Source organism: Halalkalicoccus sp. CG83 (assembly GCF_037081715.1).
Lineage (GTDB): Archaea > Halobacteriota > Halobacteria > Halobacteriales > Halalkalicoccaceae > Halalkalicoccus > Halalkalicoccus ordinarius.
In genome coordinates, this window is record NZ_JAZDDH010000001.1 from 1,421,804 (window position 1) to 1,441,273 (window position 19,470).

Annotated in this window: 20 protein-coding genes and 1 pseudogene; 9 read left to right on the forward strand and 12 right to left on the reverse strand. The window is 68.1% G+C overall.

Going from position 1 to position 19,470, the window contains the following annotated elements; genetic code table 11:
- Window positions 1–2: 2 nt before the first annotated feature.
- The 3 genes and pseudogenes from V0Z78_RS07335 to V0Z78_RS07350 all read right to left on the reverse strand — a co-directional run bounded on the left by V0Z78_RS07335 (window position 3) and on the right by V0Z78_RS07350 (window position 3,069).
- On the reverse strand, window positions 3–1,463 hold the full coding sequence (locus V0Z78_RS07335; protein WP_336343981.1) for an RtcB family protein: 1,461 nt from the start codon (window positions 1,461–1,463) through the stop codon (window positions 3–5).
- Between the two features lie 46 nt (window positions 1,464–1,509).
- Window positions 1,510–2,335: pseudogene (locus V0Z78_RS19030) on the reverse strand (cation:proton antiporter domain-containing protein).
- A gap of 149 nt (window positions 2,336–2,484) precedes the next feature.
- Window positions 2,485–3,069, reverse strand: a complete 585-nt coding sequence (locus V0Z78_RS07350; protein ID WP_336343984.1) for a hypothetical protein — start codon at window positions 3,067–3,069, stop codon at window positions 2,485–2,487.
- A 91-nt stretch (window positions 3,070–3,160) separates the two neighbouring features.
- On the opposite strand from V0Z78_RS07350, the gene V0Z78_RS07355 reads away from it, so the two are divergent.
- On the forward strand, window positions 3,161–4,417 hold the full coding sequence (locus V0Z78_RS07355) for a cation:proton antiporter (protein ID WP_336343985.1): 1,257 nt from the start codon (window positions 3,161–3,163) through the stop codon (window positions 4,415–4,417).
- Here the strand turns inward: V0Z78_RS07355 and V0Z78_RS07360 are convergent.
- Entirely contained in the window at window positions 4,414–4,839 is a 426-nt protein-coding gene (locus V0Z78_RS07360; RefSeq protein WP_336343986.1) for an archease, read from the reverse strand. The genes V0Z78_RS07355 and V0Z78_RS07360 overlap by 4 nt on opposite strands.
- Before the next feature lie 308 nt (window positions 4,840–5,147).
- On the opposite strand from V0Z78_RS07360, the gene V0Z78_RS07365 reads away from it, so the two are divergent.
- From V0Z78_RS07365 to V0Z78_RS07380, 4 genes are all read left to right on the forward strand, one after another.
- Window positions 5,148–5,624 (forward strand): GNAT family N-acetyltransferase, encoded by a 477-nt coding sequence (locus V0Z78_RS07365; RefSeq protein WP_336343987.1) that lies wholly within the window; start codon window positions 5,148–5,150, stop codon window positions 5,622–5,624.
- A 50-nt stretch (window positions 5,625–5,674) separates the two neighbouring features.
- Window positions 5,675–6,850 (forward strand): DNA primase small subunit PriS, encoded by a 1,176-nt coding sequence (priS, locus tag V0Z78_RS07370; protein WP_336343988.1) that lies wholly within the window; start codon window positions 5,675–5,677, stop codon window positions 6,848–6,850.
- A 71-nt stretch (window positions 6,851–6,921) separates the two neighbouring features.
- A complete protein-coding gene (locus tag V0Z78_RS07375; RefSeq protein WP_336343989.1) occupies window positions 6,922–7,797 on the forward strand; it encodes a DNA replication complex subunit Gins51 in 876 nt (291 codons plus the stop codon).
- A 31-nt stretch (window positions 7,798–7,828) separates the two neighbouring features.
- Window positions 7,829–9,157: a cytochrome P450 gene (locus V0Z78_RS07380; RefSeq protein WP_336343990.1), complete on the forward strand. Its 1,329-nt coding sequence runs from the start codon at window positions 7,829–7,831 to the stop codon at window positions 9,155–9,157.
- 69 nt (window positions 9,158–9,226) lie between these two features.
- Here V0Z78_RS07380 and V0Z78_RS07385 read toward each other — a convergent pair whose 3' ends face one another.
- Window positions 9,227–11,494 carry a CDC48 family AAA ATPase gene (locus tag V0Z78_RS07385; RefSeq protein WP_336343991.1) on the reverse strand — a complete coding sequence of 756 codons (2,268 nt, stop codon included), beginning with the start codon at window positions 11,492–11,494 and terminating at the stop codon, window positions 9,227–9,229.
- Window positions 11,491–11,739, reverse strand: coding sequence for an Hsp20/alpha crystallin family protein (locus tag V0Z78_RS07390; protein ID WP_336343992.1), 249 nt, complete (start codon window positions 11,737–11,739; stop codon window positions 11,491–11,493). The genes V0Z78_RS07385 and V0Z78_RS07390 overlap by 4 nt, the downstream gene beginning before the upstream one ends.
- A 141-nt stretch (window positions 11,740–11,880) precedes the next feature.
- Between V0Z78_RS07390 and V0Z78_RS07395 the strand changes: the two genes are divergently transcribed.
- Window positions 11,881–12,663 carry an alpha/beta fold hydrolase gene (locus V0Z78_RS07395; RefSeq protein ID WP_336343993.1) on the forward strand — a complete coding sequence of 261 codons (783 nt, stop codon included), beginning with the start codon at window positions 11,881–11,883 and terminating at the stop codon, window positions 12,661–12,663.
- On the opposite strand, the gene panB is transcribed toward V0Z78_RS07395, so the two are convergent.
- The gene (gene panB / locus V0Z78_RS07400; RefSeq protein ID WP_336343994.1) at window positions 12,657–13,463 is read right to left on the reverse strand and encodes a 3-methyl-2-oxobutanoate hydroxymethyltransferase; all 807 of its coding nucleotides are present in this window, start codon (window positions 13,461–13,463) and stop codon (window positions 12,657–12,659) included. The genes V0Z78_RS07395 and panB overlap by 7 nt on opposite strands.
- Window positions 13,464–13,553: 90 nt before the next feature.
- Here panB and V0Z78_RS07405 point away from each other — a divergent pair, with 90 nt between their 5' ends.
- Window positions 13,554–13,784, forward strand: coding sequence for a DUF5822 domain-containing protein (locus V0Z78_RS07405; RefSeq protein ID WP_336343995.1), 231 nt, complete (start codon window positions 13,554–13,556; stop codon window positions 13,782–13,784).
- Here V0Z78_RS07405 and V0Z78_RS07410 read toward each other — a convergent pair.
- The 4 genes from V0Z78_RS07410 to V0Z78_RS07425 are packed head-to-tail and all read right to left on the reverse strand — an operon-like array spanning window position 13,781 to window position 16,321.
- A complete protein-coding gene (locus V0Z78_RS07410; RefSeq protein ID WP_336343996.1) occupies window positions 13,781–14,335 on the reverse strand; it encodes an HAD family hydrolase in 555 nt (184 codons plus the stop codon). The genes V0Z78_RS07405 and V0Z78_RS07410 overlap by 4 nt on opposite strands.
- 54 nt (window positions 14,336–14,389) lie before the next feature.
- Window positions 14,390–15,019 (reverse strand): uracil-DNA glycosylase, encoded by a 630-nt coding sequence (locus tag V0Z78_RS07415; RefSeq protein WP_336343997.1) that lies wholly within the window; start codon window positions 15,017–15,019, stop codon window positions 14,390–14,392.
- Window positions 15,020–15,059: 40 nt separating this feature from the next.
- The gene (locus V0Z78_RS07420; RefSeq protein ID WP_336343998.1) at window positions 15,060–15,278 is read right to left on the reverse strand and encodes a hypothetical protein; all 219 of its coding nucleotides are present in this window, start codon (window positions 15,276–15,278) and stop codon (window positions 15,060–15,062) included.
- Window positions 15,275–16,321, reverse strand: coding sequence for an Mrp/NBP35 family ATP-binding protein (locus tag V0Z78_RS07425; protein ID WP_336343999.1), 1,047 nt, complete (start codon window positions 16,319–16,321; stop codon window positions 15,275–15,277). Before V0Z78_RS07425 ends, V0Z78_RS07420 begins: the two co-directional genes overlap by 4 nt.
- A gap of 213 nt (window positions 16,322–16,534) precedes the next feature.
- Between V0Z78_RS07425 and moaA the strand changes: the two genes are divergently transcribed.
- Both moaA and V0Z78_RS07435 read left to right on the forward strand, forming a co-directional pair.
- Window positions 16,535–17,518, forward strand: a complete 984-nt coding sequence (gene moaA, locus V0Z78_RS07430) for a GTP 3',8-cyclase MoaA (RefSeq protein WP_336344000.1) — start codon at window positions 16,535–16,537, stop codon at window positions 17,516–17,518.
- 145 nt (window positions 17,519–17,663) lie between these two features.
- Window positions 17,664–18,368 (forward strand): TraB/GumN family protein, encoded by a 705-nt coding sequence (locus V0Z78_RS07435; RefSeq protein WP_336344001.1) that lies wholly within the window; start codon window positions 17,664–17,666, stop codon window positions 18,366–18,368.
- Here the strand turns inward: V0Z78_RS07435 and V0Z78_RS07440 are convergent.
- Window positions 18,365–19,381 carry an NAD(P)/FAD-dependent oxidoreductase gene (locus tag V0Z78_RS07440; protein ID WP_336344002.1) on the reverse strand — a complete coding sequence of 339 codons (1,017 nt, stop codon included), beginning with the start codon at window positions 19,379–19,381 and terminating at the stop codon, window positions 18,365–18,367. The genes V0Z78_RS07435 and V0Z78_RS07440 overlap by 4 nt on opposite strands.
- Window positions 19,382–19,470 lie beyond the last annotated feature (89 nt).

Below are 19,470 nucleotides of genomic sequence, written 5' to 3' on the forward strand. Positions count from 1 at the left end.
AACTACCCCTTGATGTTACAGACGGGGAACGTGCGCGCGACCTTATCGCCGATGCCGAGCGCGTCGCTCACCCGCACTACCTCGTCGACGTCCTTGTAGACGCCCGGTGCCTCCTCGGCGACCGTCGCACCGCTCTGGGCCTTCACGTAGATGTGCTGCTGGTCGCGCAGGTCGTCCTGAACGTCACCACCCCAGAACTCGTTCTTCGCCTGCGTCCGGCTCATCACCCGGCCCGCGCCGTGGGCGGTCGAGCCGAACGTCTCCTCGAGCGAGCGCTCGCCGCCCCGGAGCACGTAGCTGCCCGCGCCCATGCTCCCGGGGATGATGACCGGCTGACCCACGTCGCGATAGGTCTCGGGGACCTCCTCGCGACCCGCGGGGAACGCCCTCGTGGCACCCTTCCGGTGGACGTAGAGCTCGCGCTCCTCCCCTTCTACGTCGTGAACCTCCTTCTTCGCGATGTTGTGCGCGACGTCGTAGAGCAGCTCCATCTCCATCTCCTCCCAGTCGCGTCCGAACGTCCGCTCGAACACCTCCCGTGTTCGATGCATCACCAGCTGGCGGTTGGTCCACGCGAAGTTGATCGCCGCACACATCGCGCCGTAGTACTCCTCGGCCAGTTCGGACCCGGCGGGCGCCGCCGCGAGCTCCCGATCGGGGAGCTCCGCCAGCAGGTCGCCGTGCTCCTGCTCGATCCGCCGGAGGTAGTCGGTACAGACCTGGTGGCCGAGCCCCCGCGAGCCCGTGTGGATGAGCACGACGATCCGGTCCTCCTCCAGTCCGTAGGCGTCGGCGACGTCCTCACGGAAGACGTCGGTGACCCGCTGGACCTCGAGGAAGTGGTTACCCGATCCCAACGACCCGATCTGGTTCTTTCCCCGATCCTTCGCCTTCTGACTCACCGCCGAGAGGTCGCCGTCGCGGCGGACGCCCTCATCCTCGCAGTGGGCCAGATCCTCGGGGACGGCGTAACCCTCCTCGAGAGCCCACTCCATCCCTCGGTCGAGGATCGCCTCGATTGTGTCGATGCCGGCCTCGACGACGCCGCCGCCGCCCAGTCCCGAGGGGATGTTCGAGAACAGTGCGTCAACGAGCTCCTCCTCGCGACCGTTGAGATCGTCGTACGTGAGGTTCGTCCGCATCATCCTGACGCCGCAGTTGATGTCGTAGCCGACGCCGCCGGGCGAGATACAGCCCTCCTCGGTGTCGAGGGCGGCGACGCCGCCGACGGGAAAGCCGTAGCCCTGGTGGCCGTCGGGCATACAGAGGGCGTGGTCCGTCACGCCCGGCAGGTGGGCGGTGTTCTTCAACTGCTGGATGGTCTTGTCGTCGCTGATCTCGTCGAGCAGCGCCTCGCTCGCGAGCACGCGAGCCGGCGCCTGCATTCCCCCCTCCTGTGGGATTTCCCAGACGAACTCGCGGACCTTCTCGAGGGTGACTTCGCCGGCGTCGTAGGTGGTCATGTTCGATGGTCGTCGACGCGGGAGGGAATACGTTTCGACGGGCGGCTCAGTCGGCGGCCGTCGGCGTCGACGTCCGCCAGCGTTCGAGCGTGTTCATCACTGGCGACGCCGTGACGCCGTGGACGACGACCGAGAGGACGACGGTGAAGCCGACGGTCGCCCAGACGACGTCCGCGCCCGGAAACGTCGCCTGGTTCAGCCCGTAGGCGAGGTAGTAGAACGAGCCGATCCCGCGAATGCCGAAGAAGGCGACCGTCCCTCGCTCGTACCAGTCTAGCCCGAAGCCGAGCAGGCCGACGATCCCGGCGAGCGGCCGGACGACGAAGACGAGCACGAGCGCGACGACGATCGCCTCAACGGTGAGCGGCGCGAGCAGTCCGCCGACGATCGCCCCGCCGAACAGTACCAACAGTACCGTCATGAACAGCCGTTCGATCTGGTCTGGCGAGCACCGGGTCGGTCGGCGCGACCACCGCCCCGAGGAGCATGGCGGCGGCCGGCACCAGCCCGATCGCCCACCAGCCCAGCAGCGCCGCGGCGGCGATCGTGAACGGCATCGAGATCGCGAGCAGCCGCCACGTCGACGTCCACCCCGAGAGGCTCGGCGGACGGTCGAGCTTCAACCCGGCGCCCATCAACGCGACGACCACCCCGAGTTCGGTCAGCCGTTCGACGAGGACTCCGTACTCGAGCGGGTCGACGACCGGCAGGCCGTTGGGAACCGAGAAGACGGTCATCCCGAAGCCGACGTAGAGGATCGGAAACGAGATCGCACGGCCCGCGAGTAGCCGCGGTAGCACGGCCGCGCCGAACACGACGAGGCCGAGGACCGCGAGACCAGCGTCGTAGAGCTCAACCGTGGTCGTTTCTATAGCCGAGACGTGACGTTGCGGAGACGGTTCGACGTCGCTTCCCGACGGTGAGCGATTTCGGTCGCCGTGGCTGGCGGTGTCGATCGCTCATCGTCACTTCGGTCCGCCCCGGACAGCCCTGACTGCTACGAAAGCGAGGCGTCCACCGGCTACTCGTTCGGTTGCGGCTCGACGTCCGGCGAGAGCCGCCGGGTCTCGATCGTCCCCGCGACGAGTTCGCCGTATTCCCTCGCGGTGAGGTCGTCGCGGTTGTATCCCTCGGCGATAGGGGTCTCGATCTCGGCGGCGCCGAACGTCGTCGAGTCGGGATCGAGGACCGTGATCTCGGCGGCCTCGCCCTCGAAACCCGCCTCGAGAAGCGACGCGTACGCGCCCGCTATCGGACCCAGGTTGTCGAGGACGCCCGCGTCGCGCCGGCCCTGCTCTACGTACTCGACGGTCAGCACCTCGAGTTCCTCCTCGACGGATTCGATCACGAGGCCGTGCTCCTCGAGTTCCTCCTCGAACGCCTCCGGGTCGGGCACGTCGACCCCCTCGAACGCGAGGATTCCCTCCTCCAGGACGTCGGTCCGCTCGGTCACGGGGAGCTCCGGGACGCGCTCCGAGAGAGGCTCCTCGTCGGAGGGGGGAAGCTCCTCACCGATCTCCTCGGTACAGCCGGCCAGCGCCACCGCTCCGGCGAGACCGACGCCGCCGCGCCGTAGCAGTCGCCTGCGCGTCACGGACCCATCCATTCGTATCGACCGCTCCGGGTTCGGACGTCAAGTCGGTTGGTCTTGCACACGCCGGTCGAGCCCTTTTGATCCAGGGAGAACAATCGACGCCGTGGCTCTCGAACTCTACGACGTCGGTCTGGTCGCCATCGGTCTCGTTCTTCTAGGTGTCGCCATTCTCCCACGTCTGGTCGGGGACAAACCGATCTCGATGCCGATCTTCTTCGTCGGTTTCGGGTTCCTGCTCTTCTCGATGCCGTTCACCTTTCCCGCGCCGGATCCGCTCGAACAGGGCGAGACGACCGAGCGGCTGGCCGAACTCGGGGTGATCATCGCACTGATGTCCGTCGGGCTGAAGTTGGATCGATTCCCCGGGCTTCGTGCCTGGGCGTCGACGTGGCGATTGCTCGCGATCACCATGCCGCTCTCGATCGCGGGGGCCGCGCTGCTGGGCTGGGGGCTCGTCGGACTCCTCGTCCCGGCTGCGGTGCTGCTGGGCGCAGTGATCGCGCCGACCGACCCCGTGCTCGCGAGCGAGGTCCAGGTCGAGGAGCCCGGCGCCGGCAACGAGTCGGAGCCCCACGAGGAGATGGAGGGCGGCGAGGACGAGGTCCGATTCGCGCTCTCCTCCGAGGCGGGACTGAACGACGGGCTCGCGTTTCCCTTCACCTACCTCGCGATCGCGCTGGCGCTGGTCGGGTTGGCACCCGAGAACTGGCTGGGGGAGTGGCTGCTGATCGACGTCGTCTATCGGATCGTGGCGGGCGTCGCCATCGGCGCCGTCGTCGGCTGGCTCCTCGCGAAGGTGATCTTCGCCGCGATCCCCGACACGCCGATCGCACAGTCGGTCCAGGGGATCGAGGCGATCGCGGGAACGCTCGCCATCTACGGATTGACCGAGCTCGCGGGCGGCTACGGCTTCATCGCGGTCTTCGTCGCCGCGACGGCGATCCGCCACTACGAGCGCACCCACGACTACAACGAGGCGCTCCACCAGATGGCCGAACTCGCGGAACAGACGGTGATGGCCGTGATCATGGTGCTGTTCGGCGGGGCGATCGTCGGCGGGCTGCTCGAACCGCTCACCGTTGAGGCGATCGGCGCCGTGATCGGAATCGTCTTCATCGTCCGGCCGCTCGCCGGGATCATCGGCCTGCTCGGGTTCGATCGCTCGTGGACCGAGCGGGGCGTGATCTCCTTCTTCGGCATCCGCGGGATCGGCACGTTCTACTACCTCGCCTACGGCCTGAACGAGGCGGCGTTCGCCGACGCCGACCTGATCTGGGCGCTCGCGGGAGCGGTCGTCCTCGTCTCGATCGTCGTCCACGGGATCACTGCGACGCCGGTCATCTCGCGGATCCTGGATTAGACGTCGAGGACGACGTAGGCGTACCACTCGTCCTCGCGCTCCTCGATGCGCATCTCGGAGTAGGTGACCGCCTTCACCTCGCGGGCCTCGACCCGGTCGAGGGGGACCCCGCGAACGCTCCCCGAGAGCGTCCACCCCGCCCCGTCCGAACCCCCCTCGATGGCCTCGACGCGGTTCTCGACCGGGAGGACGCTCCGGACGTCGCGCTCGTAGATCAGTTCGTCGAGGTAGTCGAACAACAGCGCCTCGCGGCTCTCGGCGTCGACGTCGATCGAGAACCGTTCGCCGGAGTCGGGGATCGCGTCACACTGGGCGGCCGCCAGTCCGTCGGCGGCGGCCGAGAAGACGGCCTCGAGGGTCGGGCCGCGGGCCTCGACGGCCACGTCCGCCGTGTGATCGCGGAGCTCGAAATCGGCGCCCATCGCTCGTCCCGCAGTCCATCGGGTACGGGAATAGGCGTGTCGGTTCGATCGTCCCCGATTCCGTGGCCGTCGATCGGCGGTTCGCTCGCCGCACACCTTAGCTATCGGGCTCCCGCTTGATGAGCTTATATGGGGTTAGACGGTGGGTGGATCGAACGGCGTGCAGATCGAACGGAGCAGCGACGTCCGCACGAACCACTGGGCGGCCGTCGCGGACACGGTGGCGTCGGTGTACGGGTCGAAACTCTGAGTACATCGAACGACGAACGGGCGGTGGTATTATTACGACGTGCCCCCTACTAGTGGCAGTGAGTGTCAACGTCGATCTACAGGTCGTCGGACCCGGCGACGACGCCTACCTCGAGGAGGCGTGGCGGCTGAAGGAGGACATTCGAATCCGCGAGGACGTCCTCAAGCAGCGCCGCGGCTTCTTCACCGACGCCTATCGGAGATCGACCGTCCACGTCCTGCTCGTCGAGGACGACCTCGCCGGCTTCGCGGCCGTCAGACGCGACGGTTACATCCTCTTTCTCGCCGTCGGCTCCGAGTACCGCGGTCAGGGGTTCGGCGAGCGCCTCGTCGAGGCCGTCGCGGACGAACACGACACCGTGACGTGTCACGCCCGTACGACCAACGAGGACGCCCTGGCGTTCTACGAACACCTCGGCTTCGATATCGATCGACGCATCGACAGCTACTACGAGGACGCCGGCGATTCCTTCTATCTCAAACGCGGCGACCGGGAGGGGATCGGCGAACGCCTCTCGGAGTTCCTCCACCGCTGAGCGTCCGCATCGCCACCCCTATATCGACGGTGCGCGAAGGGGGGTGACGAATGGAGGATCGAACGCGCGCGTACCTGCGGGGGCGGTTTCGCGATCACTACCGCCGGAGCGACGTCTCCCTGCCGCCGGCCGCCGACGAGCGCGAGTGGGGCTACATCCCCTGGACCGCGAGCCCGGGGACGACGATGGTCAGACATCGCTCCCTGCTGGATCTCGGCGAGATCGACGACTTCCTCGAGCGCGAGCGCCCCCGACACGTTTACTTCTCCGCCGGCCGGTACGACGATCCGAGCGCGAACTCGATGAAGGAGAAGGGCTGGCGCGGCTCGGACTTGATCTTCGACCTCGACGCCGACCACCTCCCCGGCGTGGTGCCCGGCGAGGACACCTATCGGGAGATGCTCGAAGCCTGTAAGGACGCGCTGTTCCGGCTGCTCTCCTTTCTCGACGACGACTTCGGTTTCTCCGACCTGACGATCGTCTTCTCGGGGGGGCGGGGCTATCACGTCCACGTTCGCGATCTCGGCGTCCAGAAGCTCGAGAGCGAGGGGCGGCGCGAGATCGTCGACTACGTCCGCGGGATCGGCCTCGACTTCGAGGCGCTGATCCGCCGCGAGACCGTCGCCGGACTCGGCCGGCGCACGCCCGCCGAGAAGCGCACCCTCGACACGCGCGGGGGCTGGTCACGCCGCGCCCACCGCCACGTCCTCGATCTGGTCGAGGAGCTCGAGAACATGGAGGAGGAGGCGGCGCTCTCTCGTCTCCGGGAGTTCGAGGGGATCGGCGAGGGGAAGGCCCGCGCCGCCCTCCGGGCGATCGAGGAGAACCGCGAGGGGATCGAGGCGGGCAACGTCGACGTCCACTCGGCCTTTTTCGGTCTCGCTCGCACGCTCGTCGCCGAGAGCGTCGCCCGGGACAACGCCCCGATCGACGAACCGGTTACCACGGACACGAACCGACTGATCCGACTGCCGGGTAGCCTCCACGGCGGCAGCGGTCTCGCGGTGATGCGCCTCGACCGCGCGGACCTCGAGGCGTTCGACCCCCTCGAGGACGCGATCCCCGCGACGTTTCGGAACCACGAGATCACGGTCGACCTCCCCGAGGAGCGCCGCGTCGAACTCGGAGAGCTCTCGCGGACGCTCGAGGCGGGGACGCACGCCGTCCCCGAGTACGTCGGTGTGTTCCTGATGGCGCGCGGCTGGGCGGAGAAGGGTCGGGAGTGAAACAGTTAAGAGGATCGACGATGTCGGAACAGGGTATGCATCGAGAGTTCGTCGAGGAGGTGCGTCGGTAGGTGGATCTCGACGAACTCCAGGCGGTCCGGGACACGGAACGGAGCAAGGACAGCCTTCAGGGTCTCGAGGAGTCGTTCTACGCGGACGTCGCGGATCACATCGCCGATCTGAAGGAACGGCGCAAGCAGGCCGCGGAGGAGGCCGACGATCCCTTCGGCGACCCCGAAGTCCAGCAGCTGACCGGCGAGATCGACGCCACCGAGCAGGTCGTCGAGTCGATCTACGAGCGGCGGGTGGGGAAGCTCGTGAAGCTCGCGAGCTTCGCCGCCGCCGACATGCCCGCCGACGAGGACGGGCTCACCCGCGAGGAACGTAACCTCTTTACTGACCTCGTCTCGCGGATCAAGGAGAACCGCGCGCACGTCCTCGACGTGCTCGCCGGCGAGCAGGTACCGAAGTCGACGGAGACGGACGCCGAGCCCGATCAGATCGACGGGCACCAGGAGACTACGGAGTCCGCCGAGCCATCGTCACCCGCGATGGCGCCGGCCGAACCGGGGACGAACGACGGGTCGAAGGCGGGGACGGACGAGTCGCGGATCAGCGCCGCCGACCTCATGGGAGAGGGTCCGAGCGAACCCACGTCGGAGGAACCTCCGGCGGAGCCCGAACGACGGGCCCACGACGCAGATTCGGAGCCGAACGCCGAGCCGGACCCAGAGGTCGACGCCGAGAGTCCGCCGTCGGCCGAGGCGAGCGAGGAGACCGTCCAGGACGAGGTCGAGCGGGTCACCCTCCGGATCACCCGCGACGTCGGGGAGATCGTCGGCGTCGACGACCGCGAGTACGACCTTGCGAGCGAGGACGTCGTGACGCTCCCGGAGGCGAACGCCGGAGCGCTCCTCCAACGCGACGCCGCCGAACGGCTGGACTGAGGTTTATCTTTCGAGCCGCCCAACCGCCGACATGGTAGCGAGCCGTCCGCCCGGACCCAACGGTCTGCCCCTTCTCGGAAACACCCTGCAGTTCGTTCGCGGACAGGAGAAGTTCTACGAGGACGCCGCAACCCACGGGGACGTCGCCTCGCTCGACCTCCTCGGAATCGGCGAGCACTACCTAGTGAGCGAGCCGACGCTCGTCGAGCGGATGCTCGTCTCCGACCGCGAGCGGTTCGCGAAGCCGTCGCACACCAAAGCGCAGTTGGGTGAACTGCTCGGACAGGGGCTCGTCCTAAGCGAGGGTGAGCTTTGGCGGCGCCAGCGCGGCGCGACCCAGCCCGCCTTCTATCGCGATCGGATCGCGACCTACGCGGAGTCGATGACCGCCCACGCGGAGCGAACGATCGAGCGGTGGGACCACGGCGCGATGTACGACATCGAGGGCGAGATGAAGGACCTCACCCTGCGGATCCTCGTTGAGTCGATGTTTGGCGGCGAGATCGACTACGAAAAGCGGGGGATTCGCGAGATGGCCCGCCGGCTACAAGTGCCCGGCCGGCCGGCGATGCAGCCGATCGCCAACGTCGTTCCCAAGTCGGTGCCGATCCCCATGTGGCAGCGGTATCACGAGGCGATCGATGAGTTCGACTCGATCGTCTACGAGCTAATCGAACGCCGTCAGAAGGACGAAAGGGACCGCGACGACCTGCTCTCGATGCTGCTGGGGGTGGGAATGGACGAGAAACAGCTCCGCGACGAGATGATGACGCTGCTCTTCGCCGGTCACGAGACCACGGCACTCGCGCTCACCTACGTCTGGTACCTGCTCGCTCGCCATCCCGCGGTCGGCGAGCGGCTGCGAGCGGAGCTCGACGACGTCCTCGACGGCCGAGTGCCGACGATGGCCGACCTGCCGGATCTCGAGTACACCGAACGGGTCGTCAAGGAGGCGATGCGCCTCTACCCGCCGGTTCCCGCCATTCCGCGCGAGACGACCTCCGAGATCGACCTCGGCGGCTACTCGCTTCCCGAAGGGGCGCTCGTCATCGCCTCCCAGTGGGTGATTCACCACGATGAACGCTTCTACGACGATCCGTACGCCTTCAGACCCGAGCGGTGGAGCGAGGGGTTCGAGGAACGGCTTCCGGAGTTCGCCTACTTCCCGTTCGGCGGCGGCCCGCGCCGGTGTATTGGTGCGGGGTTCGCGATGATCGAAGCCCAGCTCATCCTGGCGACGATCGCCCGGGAGTACGAACTGCAGTTGGTCGGCGACGACTCGCTCGATCTCGCGGTCGGGATCACCCTGTTCCCGATGACGGAGCTAGAGCTACGCGTCGTCGATCGCGAGAAGAGATGAGAGGCCGGGGTGTCCGTGAAAGGCCGATGCGTCAACGATCGAGGAGCCGTAGCGCGACCGCCCGTGGCTCTACTGGAAGGTCCGGCTGACTTCCTGGTCGCGGGCGTCGGGCTCGGCCTGATCGAAGCGCTCCTCGATCTCGTCGTACTGCTCTCTGACCTCGGGGGTGACGCTCGGCTTCACCTCGTCGAGCGCCTGTTCGAAGTGTTCGCGGCTGACCCGAACGTTTCCGACGCTGTCGATCGCGTCCTCGGGACCGACGCTGTGGATGAACTCGCGGGTCGCGGACATCGAGGCCTCGCGACAGACCGCCTCGATGTCGGCGCCGACGTAGCCTTCCGTTTCGGCTGCGAGCCAGTCGAGGTCCACGTCGTCCGCGATCGGCTTGTTCTGGGTGTGGACCTCGAAGATCGCCCGGCGGGCGTCCTCGTCGGGGACCGGCACGTGGACGTGCCGGTCGAGGCGACCCGGACGCAGGAGCGCGGAGTCGATCAGGTCCGGCCGGTTGGTCGTCGCGATCACGACGACGTCCTCGAGCTCCTCGAGCCCGTCGAGCTCGGTCAACAGCTGGGAGACCATGCGCTCACCGACGCCCGAGTCGCCCGAGCGCTGGCCGCGCTCGCCGGCGATCGAGTCGATCTCGTCGAAGAAGATCACCGTCGGGGCGTTCTCGCGAGCCTTGCTGAACACCTCGCGGACTCCCTTCTCCGACTCGCCAACGAACTTGTTGAGCAGTTCGGGGCCCTTGATCGAGATGAAGTTCGACTCGGCCTCGTTGGCGACGGCCTTCGCGAGCAGGGTCTTACCCGTGCCCGGCGGGCCGTAGAGCAACACGCCCTTCGCCGCCTCGAGGTCCATCGCCTCGAACACCTCGGGGTAGTCGAGCGGCCACTGGATCGTCTCACGCAGGCGCTCCTTGGTATCGGCTAAGCCGCCGACCCGGTCCCAGGAGACGTCGGGCACCTCGACGAACACCTCGCGCAGTGCGGAGGGTTCGATCCCCTTTCGTGCCTGCTTGAAGTCGTCCTCCGTGACCTGGAGTGCCTCAAGCACGTCGGCGTCGATCTCCTCGGCCTCGAGGTCGAGTTCGGGGCGGATCCGCCGCAGCGCGTTCATCGCGGCCTCGCGCGTGAGCGTCGCGATGTCGGCGCCGACGAAGCCGTGAGTGCTCTCGGCGTACTGTTCGAGGTCGATCCCCTCGGCCAGCGGCATTCCGCGGGTGTGGACCTGCAGGATCTCGCGACGTCCCTCCTTGTCGGGGACGCCGATCTCGATCTCCCGATCGAACCGGCCGCCCCGTCGGAGCGCGGGGTCGATCGCATCGACGCGGTTGGTCGCCCCGATGACGATCACCTGGCCGCGCTCCTCGAGGCCGTCCATCAGGCTGAGCAGCTGGGCGACCACCCGACGCTCGACGTCGCCGCTGGTCTCGCCGCGTTTGGGCGCGATCGAGTCGATCTCGTCGATGAAGACGATCGCGGGCGCGTTCTCCTCGGCCTCGTCGAAGATCTCGCGGAGCTGCTCCTCGCTCTCGCCGTAGTACTTCGACATGATCTCCGGTCCGCTGATCGTATGGAAGCTCGCGTCGACCTCGCTGGCGACGGCCTTGGCCATCAGCGTCTTACCCGTTCCGGGCGGACCGTGGAGCAGAACTCCTTTGGGCGGCTCGATGCCGAGCTGCTGGAACAGCTCGGGGTGGCGCATCGGCAGCTCGATCATCTCCCGAACTTGCTCGAGCTCGCGGTCCAGGCCGCCGATGTCCTCGTAGGTGACGCTCGGCGTTCCCTGGGCGTCGCCCGTCTCCCCACGGATCTGTTCGGCGGGCTTCTCGCTGATGGAGATCTCCGTCCCGTCCGTGACGACCACCGTGCCGGAGGGCGAGGTGTCGGCGATCTTCAGGGGAATCTCCCGGCCGCCGCCGGACATCGGGCCGATCCCGAAGCCGACGCGAACGGTCTGGCCCTGCGTGATCGCCTGTCCGCTGAGGCGATCGCGAACCAGAGGACCGATGTTGCCCTGGATTCGGAGGTTCTGGGGCGTGGCGATCGTGATCTTCGTCGCGGGCTTGACCTCGGCCTTCTCGACGCTCACGCGGTCGTCGATCCCGACGTTCGACTCCTGTCGCAGCCGACCGTCGATACGGATCACGCCGCGGCCGTCGTCCTCCGGGTAGCCCGGCCAGACTCGCGCGACCGCGCGGTCGCCGTCCTTTCCCTCGATGAGGATGTAATCACCGTTCTCGAGCTCTAGCTCCTCCATGGAGACGCGATCGACCGCGGCCAACCCGCGGCCTGCGTCCTTCTGCTTCAGTGGTTTGACGGTGAGTTTCGTGCTCATGGACTCACCTCGATGGTGAGGACGCCGTTTCTGATAAACGCTCGTGCTTCCTCAGTAGGGAGGTCGAACTCCTCCTGACGTTCGCCTTCCGGAGTCTCGATGACGACGATCGCCGTTCCGTCGGCGACGTCGACGCTCGCCTCGCCTCCCGTGATACCGAGATCGACGGCGATCACCGTCTCGTCGTCGTACTCGTACCGACGGGCGAAGACGTCGCGTCCGTCCGCGATGTGTTGTGGGTTCATGGTTTCACTAACTCCAGGTTAGTCGTTTTAGTATTTAAGTCTTTCTCTAGTTAGGAGGGCCCAGGGTAACGGTTCGGGAGTAGCGGTAGTGTTGCAGTTCCGGTACAGAGGTTTATACCATGTGCGCGCCAATCGGTATCGATGCGAACGGTCTCACACCAGGGTCGGGAGACGGCCTACGAGCGCCACGACCGCGGCGGCGACGGCGAACCGCTGCTCTGCGTACACGGCAGCGGCGGGAGCCACGCGGTCTGGAAGTCGCAGGCTCGGCTCGCCGACGAACGACCCGTCGTCGCGGTGGACCTCAGCGGCCACGGCGTGAGCGAGGACGTCGACGCCGAGGCGGGCTTCGGTGCGCTCTCTGCGTACGCCGACGACGTGATCGCGGTCGCCGAGGAGACCGGCGCGCGAGTCCTCGTGGGCAGTTCGCTCGGCGGCGCCGTCGCGCTCCACATCGCGCTCTACCGGGAGTTCGAGCCCGACGGACTGGTGCTCGCCGGCACGGGTGCGAGGCTCGCGGTGCTCGACGACCTGCTCGCGTGGCTCGCCGAGGACTTCGACCGCGCGGTCGAGTTCCTCCACGAACCCGGCCACCTGTTCTACGACGCCGACGACCGGCTCGTCGAACTCTCCCGGGAGGCGGTGTACGACTGCGGGCGCGCGGTGGTCGAGCGCGACTTCCGGACCTGCCACGCGTTCGACGTCCGCGACGAGCTCGACGGGGTGAGCGTCCCCGCTCTGGCGGTCGTCGGCGAACACGATCGACTCACGCCCCCTCGCTACCACGAGTACCTGCACGAGGAGCTCCCCGACTGCGGGCTTGCGACCGTCGAGGACGCCGCGCATCTGGCGATGCTCGAACGGCCCGGGGCGTTCAACGAGGCCGTCTCGGCGTTTCTCGACGGGCTCGGCGCCGCTCAGTAGACGTCGTCGAGTCCCTCGACGACCTCGGCGTGTTCCTCGGCGGGGAACTCGCCGCTCTCGACGGCCTTCCGGTACTCGCGGACGGCGCGTTCGATCTCAGAGCGGACGTCCGCGAACTGCTTCGAGAACGGGGGCGACCACTCGCCCAGTCCGATCACGTCCGTGATCACGAGCACCTGGCCGTCACAGTCGGGGCCCGCGCCGATCCCGATCGTGGGAATCGAGAGCGCCTCGCTCACGCCGGCTGCGAGGTTCGCGGGGATGTGTTCGAGCACGAGCGAGAACGCGCCGGCCTCCTCGTGGGCATGTGCAAGCTCGAGCAGCTCCCGGGCGGCCTCCTCGGTGGTGGCCTGCTGGCCGTAGCCGCCCAGCTGGTTGACGTGCTGGGGGGTGAGTCCGAGGTGTGCCATCACGGGGATGCCGAGGTCGACGAGCCGCCCGGTCAGCTCGACGGTGTGGGGTCCGCTCTCGAGCTTGACGGCGTCGGCGCCCGCCTCCTTCACCAAACGTCCGGCGTTCTCGATGCCCTCGGCATCGCTCACACCGAAGGAGAGAAACGGCATGTCCGCGACGACCAGCGTCTCGTCGGTTGCGCGCGAGACGGCGGCCGTGCGGCTCTGTACCTCCTCGAGCGTGACCGGAAGCGTCGAGTCGTGGCCGAGGACGGCGTTGCCCATACTGTCGCCGACGAGGATCACGTCGATGCCCGCCCGCTCGACGAGTTCGGCGGTGGGCGCGTCGTAGGCGGTGAGCATCGTGATCGGCTCCTCGGCGGTGCGGACGTCGGCGACCGTGGTCATGGCGGTGATTGCCGGCCTGCGGGATAAACGGTGTCGGTCCCGGCGGGGAGGGACGACAGGCTTACGACCCGTGCACGCCCACTCGCGCCCGTGCCGAACCCCGTCGAGCGCCACGATCCCGAGGGGATCGACTACGGCTGGATCATGCAGGTTACCTTCGTCGTCACGATCGTCGTCGGCGCGCCCCTCGTCGCCGTGCTCTCGACGGGCACGACACTGCCGACGTGGAACGCCCGGGTCGAGTTCGCGATCCGCGTCGGCGCGGTCGTCTGGGTGCTGGTCGCGCTCTCGACGTACCTCTACGCGCGTCGGCGCGTCTAGTCGATCAGGTCGCGAACGTAGACGAAGCCCGTCCCCGCGCGCTCGGCGGTGATCGCGTCGCGGTCGGTGTCGCCGACGAACATCGTGGTCTCGGGGGTCGCGCCGAGCCGTTCGACGGTGGTCAACAGCGGTTCGGGGTGCGGTTTGTGCCTTCCCACCGAGCGCCGCCCGACAACGGCGTCGACGTACGGGTCGAGCCCGTGTTTCTCGAGGGCGATCCGGCAGGCCTCCTCGCAGTTGAGAGAACAGACGCCGACCGGCCGCGACTCACCCGCGAGCCCGTCGGCGAGCGCCAGCCGCGAGGAGTCGCGTGCCCCCTCCCGCTCGTGCTCGCAGATCACCTCCTCGATCCGCCCGCGGAGGTCGACCCGGTTCGCCCGCTCGAGCAGGTCCCAGAGGCCGCCGTCGGCGTCGATTCCTCGATCGGCGAACGCCGCGACGGCGGCGGCCGTGACCTCGTTCCAGTCCACGGCGAGATCGACGAGCGTGCCGTCGAGGTCGTAGACGATCGCCGCCCAGTCGTCGTCGACGCGACGCGCCTCGGCTGTCATGCCCCCCCGTTCGAAGCCGTCGATGAAAAGCACCGCGTTCGACCTCCGACGGCGTTAGCGGCCGCGACGGCCCTTCGTCTGTCGGTAGTCCCGACCCAGCAGCTCCGAGAACGACTCGAGGAACGTCTCGCGCTCCTCCTCGCTCGCCTCGGCGGGGTCGACCATCGGCACGATCTCGAAGCCCCGACCGCGGATCTCCTCGCCGTGGTGGGTATCGACATCGAACTCCTCCGGGGAGGAGGTGGTGTACTCGGCGGCGACCTCACGGAGCGCGCGCTCTCCGACGGGGACGATGATCTCGGGGTTGATCATCCGGACCTCCGAGCTCAGGTACGCCTCGCAGTTCTCGATCTCCCGGTCGATCGGCGGCCGCTCGGGGTGGCGACACCGCGTCAGCAGCGTGAGGTAGGCGTTCTCGATCTCGGGCTCCTCGCCGGGCTCCTGCGTGGCGAAGCCCAGCGCACGGAGCACGTCCTGGAGCGCCTCCCCGCGCTCGTCGCCGGAGAAGGGGATTCCGGTCTCGTCGGCGCCCTCCGTCGGGTGCTCGCCGACGAAGAGGAACTCCGCGGCCACGTCGCCGTAGCCGTGTACGATCTCCTCGCGCGTCTCGCAGAGTTCGGGGCAGTTCGTACACTGCTCGTCCATCCCGAACGGGTTCCGGCGGGAGCGCTGGTTCGCGTCCATGCCGGCGTCTAGAACCCGCGCGCAAAACGTCTTGCCCGTCTCATCGCTCCAGTCCGCCGCGTTCCTTCACGTTCAGGATGTTGCGGACGGCGATGGTGATCTCCTGGGGAGAGGTCTCCTCCTCCTCGTCGTAGAGGTCGCTCACCCGATAGAGGATCGCCGCGAGCTGCTCGCTCTCGTCGCCCGCTCCTCGAATCTCGTCGGCGGTCTCCCTGAGCAGCCGGACCCGTTCGGGGTCGGGATCGAACCGGTCGTTCATCCTCGGCGCTGGCTCTGTTTCTGGCGCTTCGTGACCCCGACGTTGTTCGCGACGTTGGCGGTGACGGTTCGGAACGCCTCGCCGGTGGGACTCTCCTCGTCGAGGACGATCGGCCTGCCCTCGTCGCCGCCCGTCCGGACCGAGGGGTCGAGCGGGATCCCGCCGAGGTAGGGTAGTTCGTTCTCGTCGGCGAACGCCTCGCCGCCGCCCTTCCCGAAGACGTCGTGTGTCGAACCGCAGTCCGGACAGGTGAAGCCGCTCATGTTCTCCGCGATGCCGAGCACGACGGTGTCGTGGCGTCCGAACATCCGCAGTCCCTTGCGGGCGTCGTCGATGGCGACCTCCTGGGGCGTGGTGACGATCACCGCTCCGGTGACGGGGACGCTCTGGAGCAGCGTGAGCTGTGCGTCGCCCGTGCCCGGCGGGAGATCGACCACCATGTAGTCGAGCTGGCCCCACTCGACGTCCTCCCAGAGCTGCGTGAGCACCTTGTGGACCATCGGGCCTCGCCAGATGATGGGGTCGTCTTTTCCTACTAAAAAGTCCATGCTCATCAGCTTCATCCCGTACTTCTCGGGAGGGATGATCCGTTCCTCCTCGGTGGCCTGCGGGCGCTGGTCGGCGTCGACCATCCGCGGGACGTTCGGCCCGTAGATGTCGGCGTCGAACAGCCCGACGCGCGCGCCGAGCTGCGACAGCCCCGCCGCGAGGTTGACCGCGACGGTCGACTTTCCGACCCCGCCCTTGCCCGACGCGACGGCGATGACGTTCTCGACGCCGGGCAGCACCTGCTCGTCGGGCGAGACGTCGGAGGCGACCTCCGCCGAGAGGTCGAGTTCGCGATCCAGGTCCGAGAGCGCCTCGCGTACCGCCGAGGCGATCGCGGTCTCGTTCGGCGAGTAGGGCGCGCCGAGCGCGAGCGAGATCGAGACGCGCTCGTCGGTGATCGAGACGTCGTTGACGAGGCCGAGCGAGACGACGTCGTCGCCCAGATCCGGGTCCTCGACCGATCGCAGCCGGTCGAGAACGGTTTCTTCGTCCATGCCCGTGGGTAGGTCGGCGCCGGCCGATAAGGGTTCTGCACCGACCGAACCGGGCGGCTCGTTCGACCACCGACCACGGCGGGCCGCCGCCGCGTCGATCCGGCGCTCGCTCGCGACTCTCGGACCCGGTCGGTCGTCCGATGTAACCACGAGTCATTACGTTCCGGCGCGATTCGACCGCCAGTTTAAGACGATCGAACCGAATGAAGTGGTATGAACTCGCTTGCCGATGACCACGGACGAGAGGTCACCGGGGTCCGCGTCTCGTTGACCGACCGATGTAACTTCGACTGCGTCTACTGCCACAACGAGGGGCTGGGCGACACCAGAGGCCCGATGGACCCCCAGGACGACGAGATGAGCGCCGACGAGGTGGTTCGCTTCCTCGAGGTCGCCGCCGAGTTCGGCGTCGGGAAGGTGAAGTTCACGGGCGGCGAGCCGATGCTCCGGGACGACCTCGAGGAGATCATCCGGCGGACGCCCGACCACATGGAGGTTTCGCTGACCACTAACGGCACGTTCCTCCCCGGACGCGCCGAGGGGCTCGTCGAGGCCGGCCTCGATCGCGTCAACGTCTCGCAGGACGCCCTCGATCCCGAGGCGTTCGCCGAGATCACGAAGAGCGGCGCCTACGACAAGGTGATCGAAGGAGTCCACGCGGCGCTCGACGCCGGTCTCGATCCGGTGAAGCTCAACATGGTCGTCTTCGAGCACACCGCGGGCTACGTCCCCGAGATGGTCGACCACGTTGCCGAGAACGACGGGCTCCAGCTCCAGCTCATCCAGTACATGCCCGAACTGACCGGCAAGCCCGAGTGGAACATCGACATCGAGCGGGTCCACGGCTGGCTCGAGGAGCAGGCCGTCCGGGTTGAGCGCCGCGAGATGCACCACCGCGCGCGCTACTGGATCGAGAGCGACGACGGCGAGGGCGAGGGGATGGTCGAGATCGTCGACCCCGTCGAGAACCCCGAGTTCTGCGCGAACTGCCACCGGGTACGGGTGACCCACGAGGGGTATCTGAAGGGCTGTCTCAACCGCAACGACGACCTCCGCTCGATGGGCGAGATGACCAAGGAGGAGATCCGCGAGACCTACCGCGAGACGGTCGAGAACCGCGTCCCCTTCTACGGTGAGTACATGGTCCGCGACGGCGACGGCGGCTGGGAGATGAACGACGAGTACGTCAACGCCTGAACGTGCCTCTCCGGTCATCACGACCGGCGCCAAGCCCACAGGAGTCCTCGGTATCGCTGAACGAACCGTCGGGTAACCCGCCCCGCTCACCCGAGGGTTCGCTGAACTACTCGTACCGGCTCGGACTGGAGTCGGACGAGAACCCGTGTCGATCACTCACGCGCCGCCCGCGTCCCTTCCGAACCGCCAGTACGTCCGAACGCTTCCCGGCGTGACGCTCGTCGGCGTCGTCCACGACCACCCCGCGAGCGTCGCCCGCGTCCGATCCGTGATCGAGACCACCGATCACGCGACGCTCGCGCTCGAACTCCCGCCGCTCGCGATCGGACTCTTCGAGGAGTACGCCGCCGACCCCCGCGAGACGCCGGCCTTCGGCGGCGAGATGAGCGCGGCGATCGCCGCGAGCGACGCGCGCGTCGTCGGCATCGACGGCCCGAGCCGGCGATTTCTCCGGGCGCTCGTCCGCCACGTCGCCCATGATCGCCCCCGGAGAGGGGAGCTCTCGCGGCTGCTCTCCGCAACGACGCGGGCGGTCCGACACGCCCTCTCCTGCCGGCTCGCGGGCTCGCTCGCCCGACGGACGGGGATCCGCGTCGAGGTCGGTTCGCCACGGACGTACGACTGTACGCCCGCTGGCTCCCTCGCGGAGCAGGCCGACCACGAGCGAACGCAGGTCTCGCGGGCACGCTCGGTGCTACGGGCGTTCCCGTCGCCGGAACTCGCTCGGCGGGACGCGGTCCGCGAGGACTGCATGGCGACGTCGATCGCGAACGCGCGCGAGGCGGGACCCGTCGTCGCCGTCGTCGGCATCGACCACCTCGACGGGCTGGCGGCCCGGTTGAGAAGCTAATCGCACAGCCGTCGCCCGACCTCGCGGCCGTTCTCGAAGGCGGCGGCGACCCGACCTTCGCCAGCGACCCAGTCGCCCGCGAGATACAGCGAGCGTTCCTCCGCCCGGGCGAGCACGCCGTCGTCGATCCCCGCGTCGGGCAGGGCGTGGCGCCAGCCCTGACGGTCCGTCCAGTCCGGAGTCTCGAGGCGGGGCTCGTCGAGCAGGTCGGCGACCAGCTCCGCGGCCGTCCCCGCCATCGTCTCCTCGGGCTCCCCGTAGCGCTCGAGCGACCAGGCGGGGGCCATCTGGGCGATCAGGAGGCTCTCGCCGGCGGGAACGTGCCCGGGCTTGCACTCCTCACGAGAGAGCCAGCCGATCTCGTGGTCCTTGTCGACGTTGACGAGCGCGTAGTAGGGCCGGTCGATCTCGAAGGGGTAGTGCAGGACGGCGGTGAGGATCGTCCGGTAGGGGACCGCCTCGACGGCGTCGACCAGCTCCCCACGGAGGGGATCGTCCCAGCCGGCGTCGGCGAGGAGCGCGGCGGTCTGCGGGGCCGGCGGCGTCATCACGAGCGCGTCGAAGGCGTACTCCCGGCCCTCGCTCCCGATTCGCCAGCCGCCGGCACGGCGACCGATCGACTCGACCCTGGTCTCCGTCTCGAGGGTCGCGTCGGCCCGCGAGAGGACGTCCTTCGTGAAGCGCGTGATCCCGTCCTCGTAGGTGAGCGCGGGTCGATCGCGGTCCTCCCCCGGCTCGATCGTTCCCGTCGAGTCGAACGTCCAGACCGGCTCCTCGATCTCGACCGGCTCCCCGCTCCCGATCTCGCGCATGAACGTTTCGAGTGCCTCGTCGGGCGTGACGTAGTTCGCCCCGTGATCGTAGACGCAGTCGTTCCTCCGGCGGGTCGCGGCGCGACCGCCGACGCCGCGGCTCTTCTCGAGGAGCGTCACCTCGGCGTCGGCCTCCCGTAGCTCGTACGCCGCGCCGACCCCGGCCACCCCCGCGCCGACGATCCCGATCTCGAGCGTCATGCGGTCGCGTTGGGACCCCGGGCGTTTAGCTTCCCGCGCCGCGTCGGCGACGACGGGGTCTCGGGCGTCCTCGAGTGTCGTTCCCGTAC